Annotated in this window: 17 protein-coding genes; 9 read left to right on the top strand and 8 right to left on the bottom strand. The window is 63.1% G+C overall.

The genetic code is table 11. From position 1 onward, the window contains the following. Positions 1-8 precede the first annotated feature (8 nt). From WDO72_02595 to WDO72_02570, 6 genes are all read left to right on the top strand, one after another. The gene (locus WDO72_02595) at positions 9-332 is read left to right on the top strand and encodes a hypothetical protein (protein MEJ0084548.1); all 324 of its coding nucleotides are present in this window, start codon (positions 9-11) and stop codon (positions 330-332) included. A gap of 56 nt (positions 333-388) precedes the next feature. Then, positions 389-583 (top strand): hypothetical protein, encoded by a 195-nt coding sequence (locus tag WDO72_02590; GenBank protein MEJ0084547.1) that lies wholly within the window; start codon positions 389-391, stop codon positions 581-583. Between the two features lie 10 nt (positions 584-593). After that, entirely contained in the window at positions 594-800 is a 207-nt protein-coding gene (locus tag WDO72_02585; GenBank protein MEJ0084546.1) for a hypothetical protein, read from the top strand. A 12-nt stretch (positions 801-812) separates the two neighbouring features. Beyond that, positions 813-947, top strand: a complete 135-nt coding sequence (locus WDO72_02580; protein ID MEJ0084545.1) for a hypothetical protein — start codon at positions 813-815, stop codon at positions 945-947. 466 nt (positions 948-1413) lie between these two features. Beyond that, positions 1414-2676, top strand: a complete 1263-nt coding sequence (locus tag WDO72_02575) for a membrane dipeptidase (protein MEJ0084544.1) — start codon at positions 1414-1416, stop codon at positions 2674-2676. A gap of 24 nt (positions 2677-2700) precedes the next feature. Then, positions 2701-3726, top strand: a complete 1026-nt coding sequence (locus WDO72_02570; GenBank protein ID MEJ0084543.1) for a 2-oxoglutarate and iron-dependent oxygenase domain-containing protein — start codon at positions 2701-2703, stop codon at positions 3724-3726. Between the two features lie 13 nt (positions 3727-3739). Here the strand turns inward: WDO72_02570 and WDO72_02565 are convergent, their stop codons facing one another. Both WDO72_02565 and WDO72_02560 read right to left on the bottom strand, forming a co-directional pair. Beyond that, a complete protein-coding gene (locus WDO72_02565; protein ID MEJ0084542.1) occupies positions 3740-4750 on the bottom strand; it encodes a sulfate ABC transporter substrate-binding protein in 1011 nt (336 codons plus the stop codon). 90 nt (positions 4751-4840) lie between these two features. Beyond that, positions 4841-5113, bottom strand: a complete 273-nt coding sequence (locus WDO72_02560; GenBank protein ID MEJ0084541.1) for a metal/formaldehyde-sensitive transcriptional repressor — start codon at positions 5111-5113, stop codon at positions 4841-4843. A 30-nt stretch (positions 5114-5143) separates the two neighbouring features. On the opposite strand from WDO72_02560, the gene dmeF reads away from it, so the two are divergent. Next, positions 5144-6076, top strand: coding sequence for a CDF family Co(II)/Ni(II) efflux transporter DmeF (gene dmeF, locus WDO72_02555; GenBank protein MEJ0084540.1), 933 nt, complete (start codon positions 5144-5146; stop codon positions 6074-6076). A gap of 51 nt (positions 6077-6127) precedes the next feature. Here the strand turns inward: dmeF and WDO72_02550 are convergent, their stop codons facing one another. The 4 genes from WDO72_02550 to WDO72_02535 all read right to left on the bottom strand — a co-directional run bounded on the left by WDO72_02550 (position 6128) and on the right by WDO72_02535 (position 10196). Beyond that, the gene (locus WDO72_02550) at positions 6128-7105 is read right to left on the bottom strand and encodes a LysR substrate-binding domain-containing protein (protein ID MEJ0084539.1); all 978 of its coding nucleotides are present in this window, start codon (positions 7103-7105) and stop codon (positions 6128-6130) included. 179 nt (positions 7106-7284) lie between these two features. Next, complete coding sequence (locus WDO72_02545; GenBank protein MEJ0084538.1) at positions 7285-8274, bottom strand: sulfate ABC transporter substrate-binding protein; 990 nt, start codon at positions 8272-8274, stop codon at positions 7285-7287. A gap of 54 nt (positions 8275-8328) precedes the next feature. Further along, positions 8329-9765: a porin gene (locus tag WDO72_02540; protein MEJ0084537.1), complete on the bottom strand. Its 1437-nt coding sequence runs from the start codon at positions 9763-9765 to the stop codon at positions 8329-8331. 149 nt (positions 9766-9914) lie between these two features. Continuing rightward, positions 9915-10196 (bottom strand): hypothetical protein, encoded by a 282-nt coding sequence (locus WDO72_02535; protein MEJ0084536.1) that lies wholly within the window; start codon positions 10194-10196, stop codon positions 9915-9917. A gap of 99 nt (positions 10197-10295) precedes the next feature. Here WDO72_02535 and WDO72_02530 point away from each other — a divergent pair, with 99 nt between their 5' ends. Then, entirely contained in the window at positions 10296-11255 is a 960-nt protein-coding gene (locus tag WDO72_02530; GenBank protein MEJ0084535.1) for a LysR substrate-binding domain-containing protein, read from the top strand. A 108-nt stretch (positions 11256-11363) separates the two neighbouring features. Beyond that, positions 11364-11543, top strand: coding sequence for a hypothetical protein (locus WDO72_02525; GenBank protein MEJ0084534.1), 180 nt, complete (start codon positions 11364-11366; stop codon positions 11541-11543). On the opposite strand, the gene modC is transcribed toward WDO72_02525, so the two are convergent. Beyond that, positions 11524-12624, bottom strand: coding sequence for a molybdenum ABC transporter ATP-binding protein (modC, locus tag WDO72_02520; protein MEJ0084533.1), 1101 nt, complete (start codon positions 12622-12624; stop codon positions 11524-11526). The genes WDO72_02525 and modC overlap by 20 nt on opposite strands. After that, on the bottom strand, positions 12624-13310 hold the full coding sequence (modB, locus tag WDO72_02515; protein ID MEJ0084532.1) for a molybdate ABC transporter permease subunit: 687 nt from the start codon (positions 13308-13310) through the stop codon (positions 12624-12626). Before modB ends, modC begins: the two co-directional genes overlap by 1 nt. Positions 13311-13400 lie beyond the last annotated feature (90 nt).

The following is a 13400-nucleotide window of genomic DNA, read 5'->3' as shown; positions in this document are numbered from 1 at the left end:
AATGCTCGATGGCGCATGTCTGCTTCGTCCTGATAATCGGCACGGCACCGTATGGCGGAAAAGTTGCCGCCGGAAATCGCCGAATTGCATTCGCTTATTCCGGCGGCGAGCAGATAGACGCGTGCGCAGGAATTCGCCGCGGCCGATTACGAAAGTTTCCGGCGACGTACCAGCGGTTTTCGACCAGCGGGTGGCATTACGTCAGCCAGTCGGATTATGTGGACTCAATCGAGGCGGCCATCCGCTTCCCGCGCGCGCGAGGAAGCCGCATGGCGCGCCAGGCGAAGGTCGATTTCGGACCCGAATACGGGAGCCTGTCCGCGCGGGAATAAGGCTATAGAGAACGGATAGTTCTGGCGGCGCAGGCCCGGGCGTAGGCTGCCAACCCATGACGCCGAAGCCCGCAAATTCCGCCCGCATATACGATTTCGCCGCGCATCGCATGGCGCGCATCGCGCGCCAACGCAGGCTGCTGGGTACGAGCCGCCGATTTCTCTGGAGCTGGCCTGAGACAGGCCAGACCTTGGCCGTGGACTTCCCGTTGTCCGCGGCCGTTCTTTCTTCGCAGGTCGCCCGCGCCTGAGTCCTAGCTCATGCAGACCATGCACGGCGTGTTGCCGCACATCATGGTCATCGGCATGCCGCAATCCATCATGCGATTCATGGTGTTACAGCACATCTTGAGCATTTCCATGGTCATCATGCCGGTCGGCATCATCATGCAGGTCATGCCGGTGGCGGTCATTTCGCAGGTCATCTTCGGCATCATCGCCATGCCGCAGCAGCTCATCATCGGCTGACCGGCGCACATCATGCCGGCGGGGGTGCCGCAGGCCATCATCTCGGTGAGCATGGTGCACATGCTCTTCATCATCTCCATGCTCGTGCCTTCGGCCGGCATCAGCGTGCACTGCATGCCCTGGCTGGTCATGGAGCAGCTCATCTGACACATCATCGGCATCATCGATGCGACGGGCATGCCGCCGGACATCATCGAAGACATCGTGGGCATATTCATCGGCATCTGCATCGCGGGCTTCATGGGTATTTCCTGGTTAGACCAAACCGTGATTTCACTATAACCGCTCGGTCTGACGATTCAATAGAAAAGCCGCCCTCATTCCAAACTGGAATGAGCGGGCATTTCGCGCACTAACAGGGTGCGGCTGCTGGCGAGCTAACTAGTCCGCGTCGAGCGGTCGAACACGACGATCCGATCCTGTGTTCACACGCCGACGAGCATGAGGACAGAACGAAACATCCGTTCACTCACTCCGGCCTCTCCTCTAGCTTCGTGTCCGGCGCCTCGGTGACCGTGCCTCACAATGAAGCTTCCACTCATTGCGTCGGGCATTCACACGGCATCGGGGATGCCACCACTTCAAACAATGGCGATCGCAAAGGAGCCGCGCGATGAAAACTGAGTATTCACGGGCTACACATTCCGCGCGGCTGGTTTCGATCGCCGTCTCCGCGCTGCTCGGCGTGGCGTCAGCGGATTCCGACACGCTCGATGTACAGGCGCTGGCGCTCAACAAGAAGCTGCTGAATGTCGACGCGCACACGGATGTTCTGATCGCCAGCACGCCGGAACGGTATTGGGCGCCGGGGCACGGTTCGCGGACCTCGGTCGACAAGCTTGATCGCGGCAGTATCGATGTGCTGACCATCGCCGTCGCCGTGGGGCCCGGTCCGCGCACACCTGCGGGGATCGCCGCAGCGCGCGCGGAGGCAAATGAAAAACTCGCCACGATTCGAAAGTTCGTCAGTGACCATCCGGACCGGTTGGCCATTGCGCTGAGTGCCGACGACATCGAGCGTATCCACAAGCACGGCAAGATCGCCGTCGTCGAGAGTTTTCTCAATGCGCGTTCGCTCGGCAACGATGTGAACGGCATCGACGAGTTCGCCAAGGCGGGCGTCCGCGTCTTTGCGCTCACCCACGCCGGCAACAACGATTTTGCCGATTCCTCGCGACCGACGAACGGCGAAGGGCAGGAGCACCACGGGCTTTCGCCGCTCGGCAAGCGGGCGATTACGCGCCTCAATCAGCTTGGCGTCATCGTCGACGTCTCCCAGCTCACGCCGGACGGCGTATTCCAGGCGCTGAAGATCACCAAGGCACCGATCATTGCCAGCCACTCCAACGTACGCACGCTGATAGACAACACCCGCAATCTCAGCGACCCGGAACTCGATGCGATCAAGGCGAATGGGGGTGTGGTGAGTGTGACGCCGTTCAACGCCTACCTGGCGAAATTGCCGGCCGACTTCGGCTCCCGCGTGAGCGCCGTGCGTACGCGCAACGGTCTCAAGGCCGCGTTTCCTGGTAGCGCCTACACGGATGGCTACGATGCATTGCCCGAAAAGCAGCAGTCCGCCTTCATCGATGAAATCCAGGCCATCTATCCGAAGGCGACCGTGAAGGAGTACGTCGATCACATCGACTACCTGGTCAAACGCATCGGCGTCGAGCATGTCGGTATCGGCACGGACTTCAATCACGGCTCCGGCGTGACCGGTTTCAACGACGAGGGGGACGCTAACAATGTCACCCGCGAGTTCCTGAGCCGTGGATACACGGAGGATCAGATTGCGAAGATCTGGGGCGAAAACTTCCTGCGCGTATTCCGGCAGGTGGAAGTGGTGGCCAGAAACTCCCAGCGCGCCGGTTGACCGGATCCATGCGGAGCTCTCGCGATGACAATCTCGTCCGACGCTGCACAGTTGCCCGTCATCGACCTGTCGTTGCCGGATGAAGACGCGTGGCGTACCCACCTTGCCGCCCAGATCGATTGGGCGGCGAGCGAGTTCGGGTTCTTCTATGTCATCGGTCACGGCATCGATCAGGACCTCACCGACTCGCTGTTTGCGCTGAGCCGGCGCTTCTTCGCGCAGGACACGGCGGCGAAGAATCGCATTCACATGCAATGTGGCGGCCGCGCGTGGCGCGGCTACTTTCCGGTGGGCGGCGAGCTCACCTCCGGTCGCGCCGATCTGAAGGAGGGTATCTATTTCGGTGAGGAACTGGCCGCCGACGATGCGCGCGTGCGTGCCGGCCTGCCATTACACGGATCGAACCAGTTTCCCGAGCTGCCGGGTTTCCGCGATACCGCGCTGAACTACATGTCGGCGCTCAAGGGCCTCGGCCATCGGTTGATGGCATCGATCGGCCGCGGGCTGCATCTTGGAGACGAATACTTCGACGAGCGTTACACCGACAAGCCGACCACCTTGTTTCGCATCTTCAACTATCCACCGTCGGCGCCCGGGTTCGACGGCGCCGGGGTCGGCGAACACACCGACTATGGATTGTTGACCATGCTCGTACAGGACGAGGTCGGCGGTTTGCAGGTCAAATACAAAGAAGCCTGGCTCGAGGTGCCGTTCGTTCCCGGATCGTTCGTTTGTAACGTCGGAGACATGCTCGAGCGCCTGACCGGAGGCCGCTACCAGTCGGCCCTGCATCGGGTCATCAATCGCTCACGGCGGGAGCGGGTGTCGATGCCGTTCTTCTTCGATCCAAGGTTCGAAGCGGAGTTGCACGAGATCCCCGGGATTCGCCCCGCTTCCCGTGCCCGCATTGAACGATGGGATGGCCTCGAGCTTGCGCAGCTACAGGGAACCTATGGGGACTACCTGATAGGCAAAGTCTCGAAGGTCTTCCCCGAGCTCGGCGGCGAGCACCTTCGGCGCGAGACGCCTGCCCGGACGGCAGCGGTGTGATGGCGGTGCAACGTCAACGCTTGGCGGCCAGCAGCTGATCCAGGATCCCATCGGGACCGAAGTGTTCCGCGGTCACGCGATCCCACCCGCCAAACGTATCTTCCACCGAGGTGAGTTGAACCTTGGGAAACTGCGACTGGTAACGCGCGGCGATGGCCGTGCTGCGTACCCGGAAGTAACGCTTGGCGAGGATCTCCTGCCCTTCGTTGCCATAAAGGAACTGCAAGTAGGCGGTCGCGACCTTGCGGGTGCCGCGCCGGTCGACCACCTTGTCTACTACGGCGACCGGAAAATCCGCGCGCACGCTGACCGATGGATAGACCACGTCGAGTTTGGCCTTGGCGTACTCATTGCGTATCGAGATGACCTCGGATTCGAAGGTCACGAGCACGTCGCCGATCTCGCGTTCCACGAAGGTGGTGGTCGCGCCGCGGCCACCGGTGTCGAATACCGGCACGTTTGCCAGTAGTTGGCCGACCAGCGCCTTTGCTTTGGCCTCGTCGCCGGGGAACTTGCGCAAGGCATACGCGTAGGCCGATAGGTAGGTATAGCGGCCGTTGCCGGATGTCTTGGGATTGGGGAATACCGGCTGGATGCCGGCGCGGGCGAGATCGTCCCAGTCCTTGATGCCCTTCGGATTACCTTCGCGGACCAGGAATATCGGCAGCGAATAATAGGGAGAGGCGCCGTTCGGAAATTTCTTTGCCCAGTCGGGGGCGACGAGACCGGAGCGGGCGAGGAAATCGATGTCCGTCGCCTGGTTGAAGGTCACGACGTCCGCCGCCAGGCCTTCGGCTACCGATCGGGCCTGTTTGGACGAGCCGCCGTGTGACTGGTGAATCTCGAGCTGCTGCTTGTGCTTCTTGAGCCAGGCTGCCTGGAAGGCCGGGTTGATCTGCGCGAAGAGCTCGCGCGATACGTCGTACGACGCGTTCAACAATTCGACCTTTTCGTCCGCGGCAAAGGAAGTGCCCGCGAAGCACAACATCAACAACGCGAGGGGCAGCTGCCAGACTTTCTTCACGACGATCTCCAGAGGCGGGAACCAATGCGGCGCGGCAGTCTTTCAAACGCCGGGCGTTCGAACAAATGCACTTTGGGAATGTGCTGAGAACTAACGCACGTAGGTGCGCATCAACGCGTTGACCGCGGACATCTCGCGCGCGCGCAGCTTGCGGCTCGGCTCCGCCACCACGTGCTCCCGCAGGTGATCGTCGAGAACTTCCATCATGAGTCCCTGCACGGCGCCGCGAACCGCCGCGATCTGCGTAAGTACGGCCGCGCAATCGATATCGGACTGCAGGGATTTTTCGAGTGCCGCGACTTGTCCGCCGATGCGCCGGATGCGTGTCAGCAGCTTGCCGCGATGTCCGGTTACGTGCGCCATGGGGCGGGATGATATACCCTCCCGGGGTATATGGAACCGGCCACTCCCGAAAATCCCGCGCACCACTGCCAGTCGCCGCGTTTCGATACCGGCAATCCACTCGCCGAGCGGGGCATCCGCCGGGCAATGTGGCTCACCGCGGCGATGATGGTCGTCGAGATCGCTGGCGGCTGGTGGTTCAACTCCATGGCGGTGCTGGCGGACGGCTGGCACATGAGTTCGCATACGCTTGCGCTCGGCTTGTCGGCGTTTGCCTATTCCTATGCGCGCCGCCAGGCGCGGCATCGCGCCTATGCATTTGGCACCTGGAAAATCGAAGTGCTCGGCGGCTACACCAGTGCGATCCTTTTGTTAGGAGTCGCAGCGCTCATGGTTTTCCAGTCGGTCGAGCGGCTGTTGACGCCGCAGGCGATCCACTATCGCGAGGCCATCGTGATCGCGGTGGTGGGCCTCGCGGTCAATCTCATCTGCGCGTTCTGGCTGCGCGGCGGACACGACCATGGTCATTCACACGATCATGCCGATGCCCATGGTCACGACGACATGAACATGCGCGCGGCGTACGTACACGTGCTGGCCGACGCGGCGACCTCCGTGCTTGCCATCGTGGCGTTGTCAGGCGGGTTGTTCTGGGGACTCGATTGGCTTGATCCACTGATGGGCCTGACAGGTGCGGTGCTGGTTTCGGTATGGGCGTGGGGGTTGTTGCGCGATTCCGGCCGCATCCTGCTCGACGCTGAAATGGACGCGCCGGTGGTCGCCGAAGTGCGTGACGCGGTCGAAAAGGGCGAGGTGGCGGCGCGTATCACCGATCTGCACGTCTGGCGGGTCGGGCGCGCGAAGTATGCGGTAGTGCTCAGCGTGATGACGCCGTCGGACAAGGACGGCGAATATTTTCGCCGGCTGCTGTGCGTGCATGAGGAGCTCGCGCACGTAACCGTCGAAATCGAACGCAGCGGATAAAAGGGGACATGCCTATTTAAGAGATCACACTCTTAAATAGGCATGTCCCCTTTATTTGAGGAAGGGGATCTTGACGCTCGCGAACTCGCGGTCAACCGCCTCCTGATCGTCCGCGTTCTCTGCAGCGGCGACCTGCCGTTGTGTCAGATGCGGCGCGAGCATCTGCAGGAAGTCATACATGAAGCCGCGCAGCAACACGCCGCGGCGGAATCCGGCCCACGTCGTATGCACCGGGAACAGGTGCGACGCGTCACGCACCTTGAGATCGCTGTCTTCGATTCCATCGATCGCGACATTCGCGATGATGCCGACGCCCAGGCCTTCGCGGACATACTTCTTGATCACGTCGGAGTCCCAGGCGGTCAACGCGACGTTGGGTGTCAGGCCTTCCTCGGCGAACAATTCCACCAGCGAGGCGGGCCCGCTGAAGCTGAACGAATAGGTGACGAGCGGATACTGTGCGAGTTCCGCCATGGTCGGTTTGCTGATTTCGCCCAGCGGATGGCCGTCCGGTACGACGATGGCGCGATGCCAGCGATAACACGGCAGGCGCACCAGTCCCGAGAACATGGGGCTCGCGCCGGTGGCGATCGCGAAGTCGATGCGATCGGTGGCCGCCAGGTCTGCGATCTGCTCGGAGTTGCCCTGGTGCAGGTGCAGACGGACCTTCGGATACTTGTCGCGGAAGCGTTTGAGCACCGGCGGCAATACGTAGCGCGCCTGCGTGTGGGTGGTCGCGATGGACAAGGCGCCCGCTTCATCCTTGCGCAGCTCCGAGGCCAGCGCCTTGATGCTGCGCGCCTGGCGCACGATCTGCGAGGCGCGGTCGATCACCTTGTTGCCGGCATCGGTCGGGCGTACCAGCGCGCGTCCCTTGCGCTCGAACAACTGGAAGCCGAGCTCGTCTTCGAGCTGCTTGAGTTGTTTGCTGACGCCCGGTTGCGCCGCATGCAACACGCGCGCCGCCTGCGTGATGTTCAAGTCGTTCTCGGCGACGGCCACGAGGTAACGCAGCTGGATCAGTTTCATCGGGGGAACAACTCTGGAATCTGGTGGGCCGACGGGGAGGATGAGAAGTGAAAATTCGTCGAGGGGGGCAACTTTCTCAACTCTCACTGTCCCCGCGGCCCGGTCTGAAGAGTACGCGGCCACCGGCCGCGTACGTACTAACTATTCCTTATCTGGGTATTCTCTGTGGTCGCGTTGCCTTATTGCGCGTAGATCTGGTCGAACACGCCGCCATCGCCGAAGTGTTCCTTCTGCGCCTTGGTCCAGCCGCCGAAATCCTTGATCGTCACGAGTTCGAGTTTGGGGAAGAGTTCGGCGTGTTTCGCAGCGACCTGCGGATTACGCGGGCGATAGTAGTTGCGCGCGGCAATCTCCTGGCCTTCCGGCGTATACAGGTACTTGAGGTATTCCTCGGCGATCGTGCGCGTGCCACGGCGCAGCACCACCTTGTCGACGACCGCCACCGAAGGCTCCGCCAGGATGCTGATCGTCGGGATCACGATCTCGAATTTGTCGGGACCCAGTTCCTTGGTGGCGAGCCAGGCTTCGTTCTCCCACGAGATCGCCACGTCGCCGATGCCGCGCTGTGCGAACGTCGTCGTGGAGCCGCGCGCACCCGTGTCGAGCACGGGCACGTTCTTGAACAGCTTCTTGACGAATTCCTTCGCGGTTTCATCGCTGCCGCCGGGCTGCTTCTTCGCCCAGGCCCAGGCCGCGAGGTAGTTCCAGCGCGCGCCGCCCGAGGTCTTCGGGTTCGGCGTGATGACGGAAATACCCGGCTTCGCAAGATCGCCCCAATCCTTGATGTTCTTCGGGTTGCCCTTGCGGACCAGGAAAACGATCGTCGAGGTGTACGGCGCCGAATGATCGGGCAGGCGTTCCTCCCAGTTCACCGGCAGTAGTTTGCCCTGCGTGGCGATCGCGTCGATGTCGGCGGCCAGCGCCAGCGTCACGACGTCGGCGGCGAGGCCGTCGATCACCGAGCGTGCCTGGCGGCCGGAACCGCCGTGCGACTGGTTGATCTTCACCGTGTCACCGGTCTTCTTCTTCCAGTACTCGGCGAACGACTTGTTGAAGTCGACGTACAACTCGCGCGTGGGGTCGTACGACACGTTGAGCAGCGTCACTTCGGCGGCATTCGCGGCGCTCCCGGCGCCGCCCACAAACACTGCGGCCGCCATGGCCAGCATCAACCTGCGTTTCCAGTTCGTATTCAGATCCGACATGTTCATTCTCTCCAGAAATCAGAAGTTGATGGCGAAGCGCGACAGCAGCGCCTGCTCGTCCGGGCGATCGCCGGTCGCGGCGCCGCCTTCGAAGCTCGTGACCTCATAGTTGAGCGACAGCTTCACGGTGTTCCAGGGATACCAGTTGACGCCGACGCCGTACGCGCTTTCCTTGCTGACGGCCGTCAGCGGATTCGCGAACGAGGCGGCGCCGCCGACGAACGCGTCGTCGTCGATCTCGAGCTCGTGGTAACGCGCCACCAGTTCCAGCGCGCCCCAGCCGGGCTTGCCGACCTTGTAGGTGCTGCCGGGTGTGAAGCCGCGGAAGGATTCTTCCTCGCCGGTCACGAACCACGAGAACTGCGCCTGCCAGGCGGAGTTGTCGAGCGTGTCCGAGCGGGTCGTGCCTCCGACCACGCGCGACACATCCTGCTTCACCTGGGTGTATTCGCCCAGGAATCCGAAGCTGCCGCGCGAGTAGTACACCTGGGGCGCCAGCCGCAGGCGCTCGCCGTTGGCAAAGGTCGCATTGTTAGGCGTCGCACCCGTGGCCGTGTTCGCACGATAGCTGAACACGCTGAGCTGGCCGGCCGAGCGGTAGGCCGCGAGGTAGGTGCTCGCCGCGCTGCCCGGGACGTCCTGCCAGGTGCTGCCGATGCCGAAGCCCAGTCCGCGCAGATTGAAGTTGTCGGAATTCAGGAACGGCTGGAAGAACAGGCGCGCCGCGTAGTCGCCGCCGGTGTCGTTTTCGACGTCCGGAGTCGGTAGTGAGTCGCTGCTGTTGCCGTCGGTGACACCGTTGAAGTAGCCGACCTGGTAACTCACCGTGCCGCCCGCGATATCACCCGAAAGCTGCAGGCCGAGGTCGCGATTGGGCACGAGGTTGGTGGGCAGGCCGCGCTCGATGAAGCGAATGTCCGAGCCGCTCTGCAGGCGTTCGAGTCCGACCGGTGGTTTGAACTTGCCGACGGTTACGACAGCGGCCGGATTGAAGCGCGCGGCCACATACGCGTCGACGACGATGGTTTTTCCGCCCGCGAAATCCGGCATGAACTTGAAATCGAAGATATTGCCGAACGTACCTTCGACGGTGGGGCGAACGCGTCTCAAGATGAAAGTGTCGCCGGTCTCCGGCGCCGAATCGCCGCCGTACACGCGGTTGTCGGCGTGCAACGTGCCCCGGAAGCGGATGAAGTTCGCGCCGTCGGCGGAACCGAGCTGGAAACGCGAGGCGCTCGCGGTGATCTTCGGGGCAGACGTCGCGGCGGCCTTGGCTGCCTCGTCCTGGATCTCGAGCTTGCGTTCGAGGATCAGCAGCCGTTGCTTCTGGTCGTCGATTTCGCGGCGCAGATCCGCGTTGCTGTCGCCCGTTCCCGCTGACTGTGCCAGCGCCACCCCCGCAAAAGGCAGCAGCGCCGCGATGGACGCACCCGCTGCTGCTCGTTTGATTTTCACCTTCGTTCTCCTGATCGTGTGTGCCACAAGGCGGGGGAGAGCGTAGGAATCGGGGGGTTATGCCGTCAGTCGAGACCCGGTAACGCGCCGGTTACGTCGCAAGAGGTTTTGGTTATAGCCATATGAACGAAAGACTGCGCAACCCGGTTTCAGTGGTCGCGCAGGCTGGCGGCGTAGCTCGACAGAAGTTTGGCCGCGCGGCGGTTGTCACCCAGCGGGATCACGCTGCCGCCCGCGCCCAGCGCCGCGAACAGTAGTTTGAGATCGTCGACCAGCTTGAGGCGCGGCGGGCGTGAATCGGGCGCCACGGCCCGTGCGGTCTCGACATCGAGATCCTCGAGTGGGACACGCACGGGTGAGGCATGGAAAGGGGCCAGCCGGGCGGCAAGTTTGGCCGAGACGGTGGTTGGTATGTGATTGTAAGTGCTCATGTTCGTATCTCCATCGGCAGGGGGCCGGTGCGTGCAATCTGCGCTACAGTTCCGACCTGAACAAACGCGCTTCCTGATGCGCGCATAAGGAAAAGTGACGTGTCCACCGCCTACGCACGGTTGCCGCTCAACGCCCTGCGGGTCTTCGAAGCCGTGGCTTCGCGCCTGTCATTTGCGGACGCCGCGGAAGCCCTGCACGTGACCCCGGCCGCGGTCAGCCAACAGGTCAAATCGCTCGAGGACTATCTGCAGGTGCAGCTGTTCAAGCGTGCCGGAAGGCGTATCGAGCTGACGGCGGAGGGCCAGCAGCTGCTGCCCGGCGTGCGTCGCGGGCTCGATGAGCTGGAAGCGTCCATGCAGCATCTGAAGCAGCACCGCGCCGAGGGTCCGCTGCAGATCACCCTGTTGTCGTCGTTCCTGCAGCGCTGGCTGCTGCCGCGCATCAGCACGTTCAACGATCTCGAGACCGGAGTGGAATTGCGCTTTCACACGGGCCGCGATCCGGTCGATTTCTCGCGTTCGGAGATGCATGTCGCCATCCGCATGGGCCTTGGCAAATGGCCGGGCCTACACGTGGAGAAACTGCTCGACGAGTGGGTCATCCCGATCGCCTCGCCCGGTCTGCTCGCGAAATACGGTCCGGTGCCGCGCGGCCAGGACCTGCAGAACTTCCCCTTGTTAGGCAGTGTCGACGAACCCTGGCAGGCGTGGATCGAAAAGGGCCAGGAAGGCCAATGGCTGGCGCGCGCGCCCATCATCGACGATTCGGCGGGCGTCATCGCCGCGGCCGAAGAAGGCATTGGTTTCGCGCTGGCGCGCTGGTCGCTGGTCGAGCGGTCGCTCGAACAGGGAAGAGTGGTGCTGGCTGGCGATGCGTTGCTGCCATTCCGCTTCTCGTATTTCTTCGTCTGCCCAGAGCCCTATCTAGTCATGCCGAAGGTAAAGCGATTCCGCGACTGGATCTTCGACATGGCGAAACAGTTTCCGAAGCCGCACGACCTGTTTACCAGGCGTGTCGCGAAGGCCCATCTCCCGAAGGAGTTAGCCAAGAAGAGTTAGACGGGAAGAGCCAGGCGAACGGGTATTCATCCGCGCTTTGTACCGCGCCGCGCCAGTCGGGTTCCCCGGTCGCATTAGGCATTCTTATGCCGCATTCAGGCATCGCGTTTGTTAGTGCGGGTTACAGCGCTCAGCATCCTGCTCCAAGTTCTCAACTCGCTGGAGCCAGCAATCATCTTCTCGCAACGCCTAGTTTCCTTCCTGGGTTTCGGCCTCGCGGCCCTTGCCTTCGTCACCGTCCAGGGGTTTGCGATCGAGCGTCTGTTCGTCAACGCGCTGGCGTACTGAAGACGTGCCCTCGCAGGGAGACCGACTTTATGAGCGCCCAGACCTGTTTGTCAGGAGCCAGCAATAACTCCTGCGACGCGCGCAGCGTGATGCGTGCCAGCAATGTGGCGGTCCGCCCGATGTCTAGTTCGACCAGCACGGCGCTGCCGACATCGGGCGAGATCGACACGATTCGCGCCGCCACCACGTTGCGCACTGACAAGCCGCGCGGCGATTCGGTGGCGACGATGACGTCGCGAGCCAGTACCTGGATTTGGATCCGCTGACCGACGGCGGCGCCTTCGAACTCCACGCTCAGCGTGGCATCGCCGACGCGCAGCAGTGCCAGTCCCGCCGAATCCATCTTCTCCACCCTGCCGGACAACACCGCGCCGACCGCGTCGGGGCCGACGATGTCGCGCAGCTCCGCGGTACGACTGACCGTGGCGATATCGCCATCGGCCACGACGTGACCCGCGTCGAGCAGCGCGACGCGCGTGGCGAGACGCAATACTTCATCGAACTGGTGGCTCACATAGACCAGCGGAATAGCCAGCGCGTCGCGCAGGCGTTCCAGGTAGGGCAGCACCTCTTCTCGTCGCGCCAGGTCGAGTGCCGCCAGCGGTTCATCGAGCAGCAGCAGTCTCGGTTGTGAGAGCAGCGCGCGGCCCAACGCCACGCGTTGTTGTTCGCCGCCCGACAGCAGTCGTGGCCGGCGCTGCAGCAACCCGTCGAGTCCCAGCAGACTGACCACCTCGTCGAAGCCGATGCGTTGCGCCGTGCCGCGCGGAATCCGCTTCACGCCGTAGTTCAGATTCCCGAGCACTGACAGATGGGGAAAGAGGCGCGCATCCTGGAACACGACGCCGATCCGGCGGTGACGCGCGTCGAGCGAGAAGTGCCGCTCGCTGTCGTACAACACTTCGTCGCCGATCTGGATGCGGCCCGCGTCCGGAGTGAGCAAGCCCGCGATCAGCGAGATCAGCGTGGACTTCCCGCAGCCGGAGCGGCCGAACAGCGCGGTGACTCCGGGCGTCGGCGCGCTGAAGTTCACGTCGAGCGAGAAATCACCGCGGTTCTTGCGCAGCTGGACCAGCAGCATCAGCGGCCCAGCACGGTGCGCAGCCGGCGCGCGAGGAATTCGGAGACGAGCAGGCCCGCGAGCCCCAGCGAAAACGAGATCAACGCCAGGCGCGCCGCCATCGAATCGCCGTCGGGTGTCTGCAGCGCGGTGTACAGCGCCAGCGGCAGGGTGCGCGTCTCGCCGGGAATGTTGGACGCGAACGTGATGACCGCGCCGAATTCTCCGAGGCCCGCGGCAAACGCCGTGACCGCGCCGGCCAGCACGCCGGGTGCGATCAGCGGCAGCGTGATGGAGAAGAAGCGGTCGCCCGCGCCGGCGCCGAGCGTGCGCGCGGCGTCTTCGAGGCCACGGTCGACGTTGTCGAGCGAGATGCGGATCGAACGTACCACCAGCGGAAACGACATGACCGCGGTGGCAAGCGCGGCGCCGGTGCTGGTGAATGCCAGCTGGATGCCGAAATGTTCATGCAGCCAGCCGCCGAGCGGACCGCGGATGCCGAACAACACCAGCAGTAGATAGCCCACCACGACCGGCGGCAACACCAGCGGCAGGTGCACGAAGGCATCGAACAAAGTGCGGCCCGCGAATCGCGTGCGCGTCAGCAGCCACGCCACCAGCACGGCGAATGGCAGGTTGAAGGCGACGCTGCGCGCCGCGATCGACAGGCTCAACGACAGCGCTTCGAGTTCGGCTGCGGTGAGCATCAGGCGGCGGGGGCGTGACTGGACGGCATGCGGGCCAGAGTATCCAAAAAACGGTACCGAAAAACGCCCGTGATGGCCGGTGAGGGCTGC

This window comes from Pseudomonadota bacterium (genome assembly GCA_037200975.1).
Lineage (GTDB): Bacteria > Pseudomonadota > Gammaproteobacteria > Steroidobacterales > Steroidobacteraceae > CADEED01.
This window is presented reverse-complemented; position numbering and strand designations above follow the sequence as displayed.

What these genes read in the sequence shown, in the direction of transcription:
- modB (MEJ0084532.1), bottom strand. Translation starts at nt 13,310, where the DNA reads ATGCTCACCGCAGCCGAACTCGAAGCGCTGTCGTTGAGCCTGTCGATC.
- dmeF (MEJ0084540.1), top strand. Translation starts at nt 5,144, where the DNA reads ATGGAACCGGCCACTCCCGAAAATCCCGCGCACCACTGCCAGTCGCCG.
- WDO72_02535 (MEJ0084536.1), bottom strand. Translation starts at nt 10,196, where the DNA reads ATGAGCACTTACAATCACATACCAACCACCGTCTCGGCCAAACTTGCC.
- WDO72_02595 (MEJ0084548.1), top strand. Translation starts at nt 9, where the DNA reads ATGGCGCATGTCTGCTTCGTCCTGATAATCGGCACGGCACCGTATGGC.
- WDO72_02580 (MEJ0084545.1), top strand. Translation starts at nt 813, where the DNA reads ATGCCGGCGGGGGTGCCGCAGGCCATCATCTCGGTGAGCATGGTGCAC.
- WDO72_02570 (MEJ0084543.1), top strand. Translation starts at nt 2,701, where the DNA reads ATGACAATCTCGTCCGACGCTGCACAGTTGCCCGTCATCGACCTGTCG.
- WDO72_02545 (MEJ0084538.1), bottom strand. Translation starts at nt 8,274, where the DNA reads ATGCTGGCCATGGCGGCCGCAGTGTTTGTGGGCGGCGCCGGGAGCGCC.
- modC (MEJ0084533.1), bottom strand. Translation starts at nt 12,624, where the DNA reads ATGCTGCTGGTCCAGCTGCGCAAGAACCGCGGTGATTTCTCGCTCGAC.
- WDO72_02560 (MEJ0084541.1), bottom strand. Translation starts at nt 5,113, where the DNA reads ATGGCGCACGTAACCGGACATCGCGGCAAGCTGCTGACACGCATCCGG.
- WDO72_02585 (MEJ0084546.1), top strand. Translation starts at nt 594, where the DNA reads ATGCAGACCATGCACGGCGTGTTGCCGCACATCATGGTCATCGGCATG.
- WDO72_02575 (MEJ0084544.1), top strand. Translation starts at nt 1,414, where the DNA reads ATGAAAACTGAGTATTCACGGGCTACACATTCCGCGCGGCTGGTTTCG.
- WDO72_02550 (MEJ0084539.1), bottom strand. Translation starts at nt 7,105, where the DNA reads ATGAAACTGATCCAGCTGCGTTACCTCGTGGCCGTCGCCGAGAACGAC.
- WDO72_02590 (MEJ0084547.1), top strand. Translation starts at nt 389, where the DNA reads ATGACGCCGAAGCCCGCAAATTCCGCCCGCATATACGATTTCGCCGCG.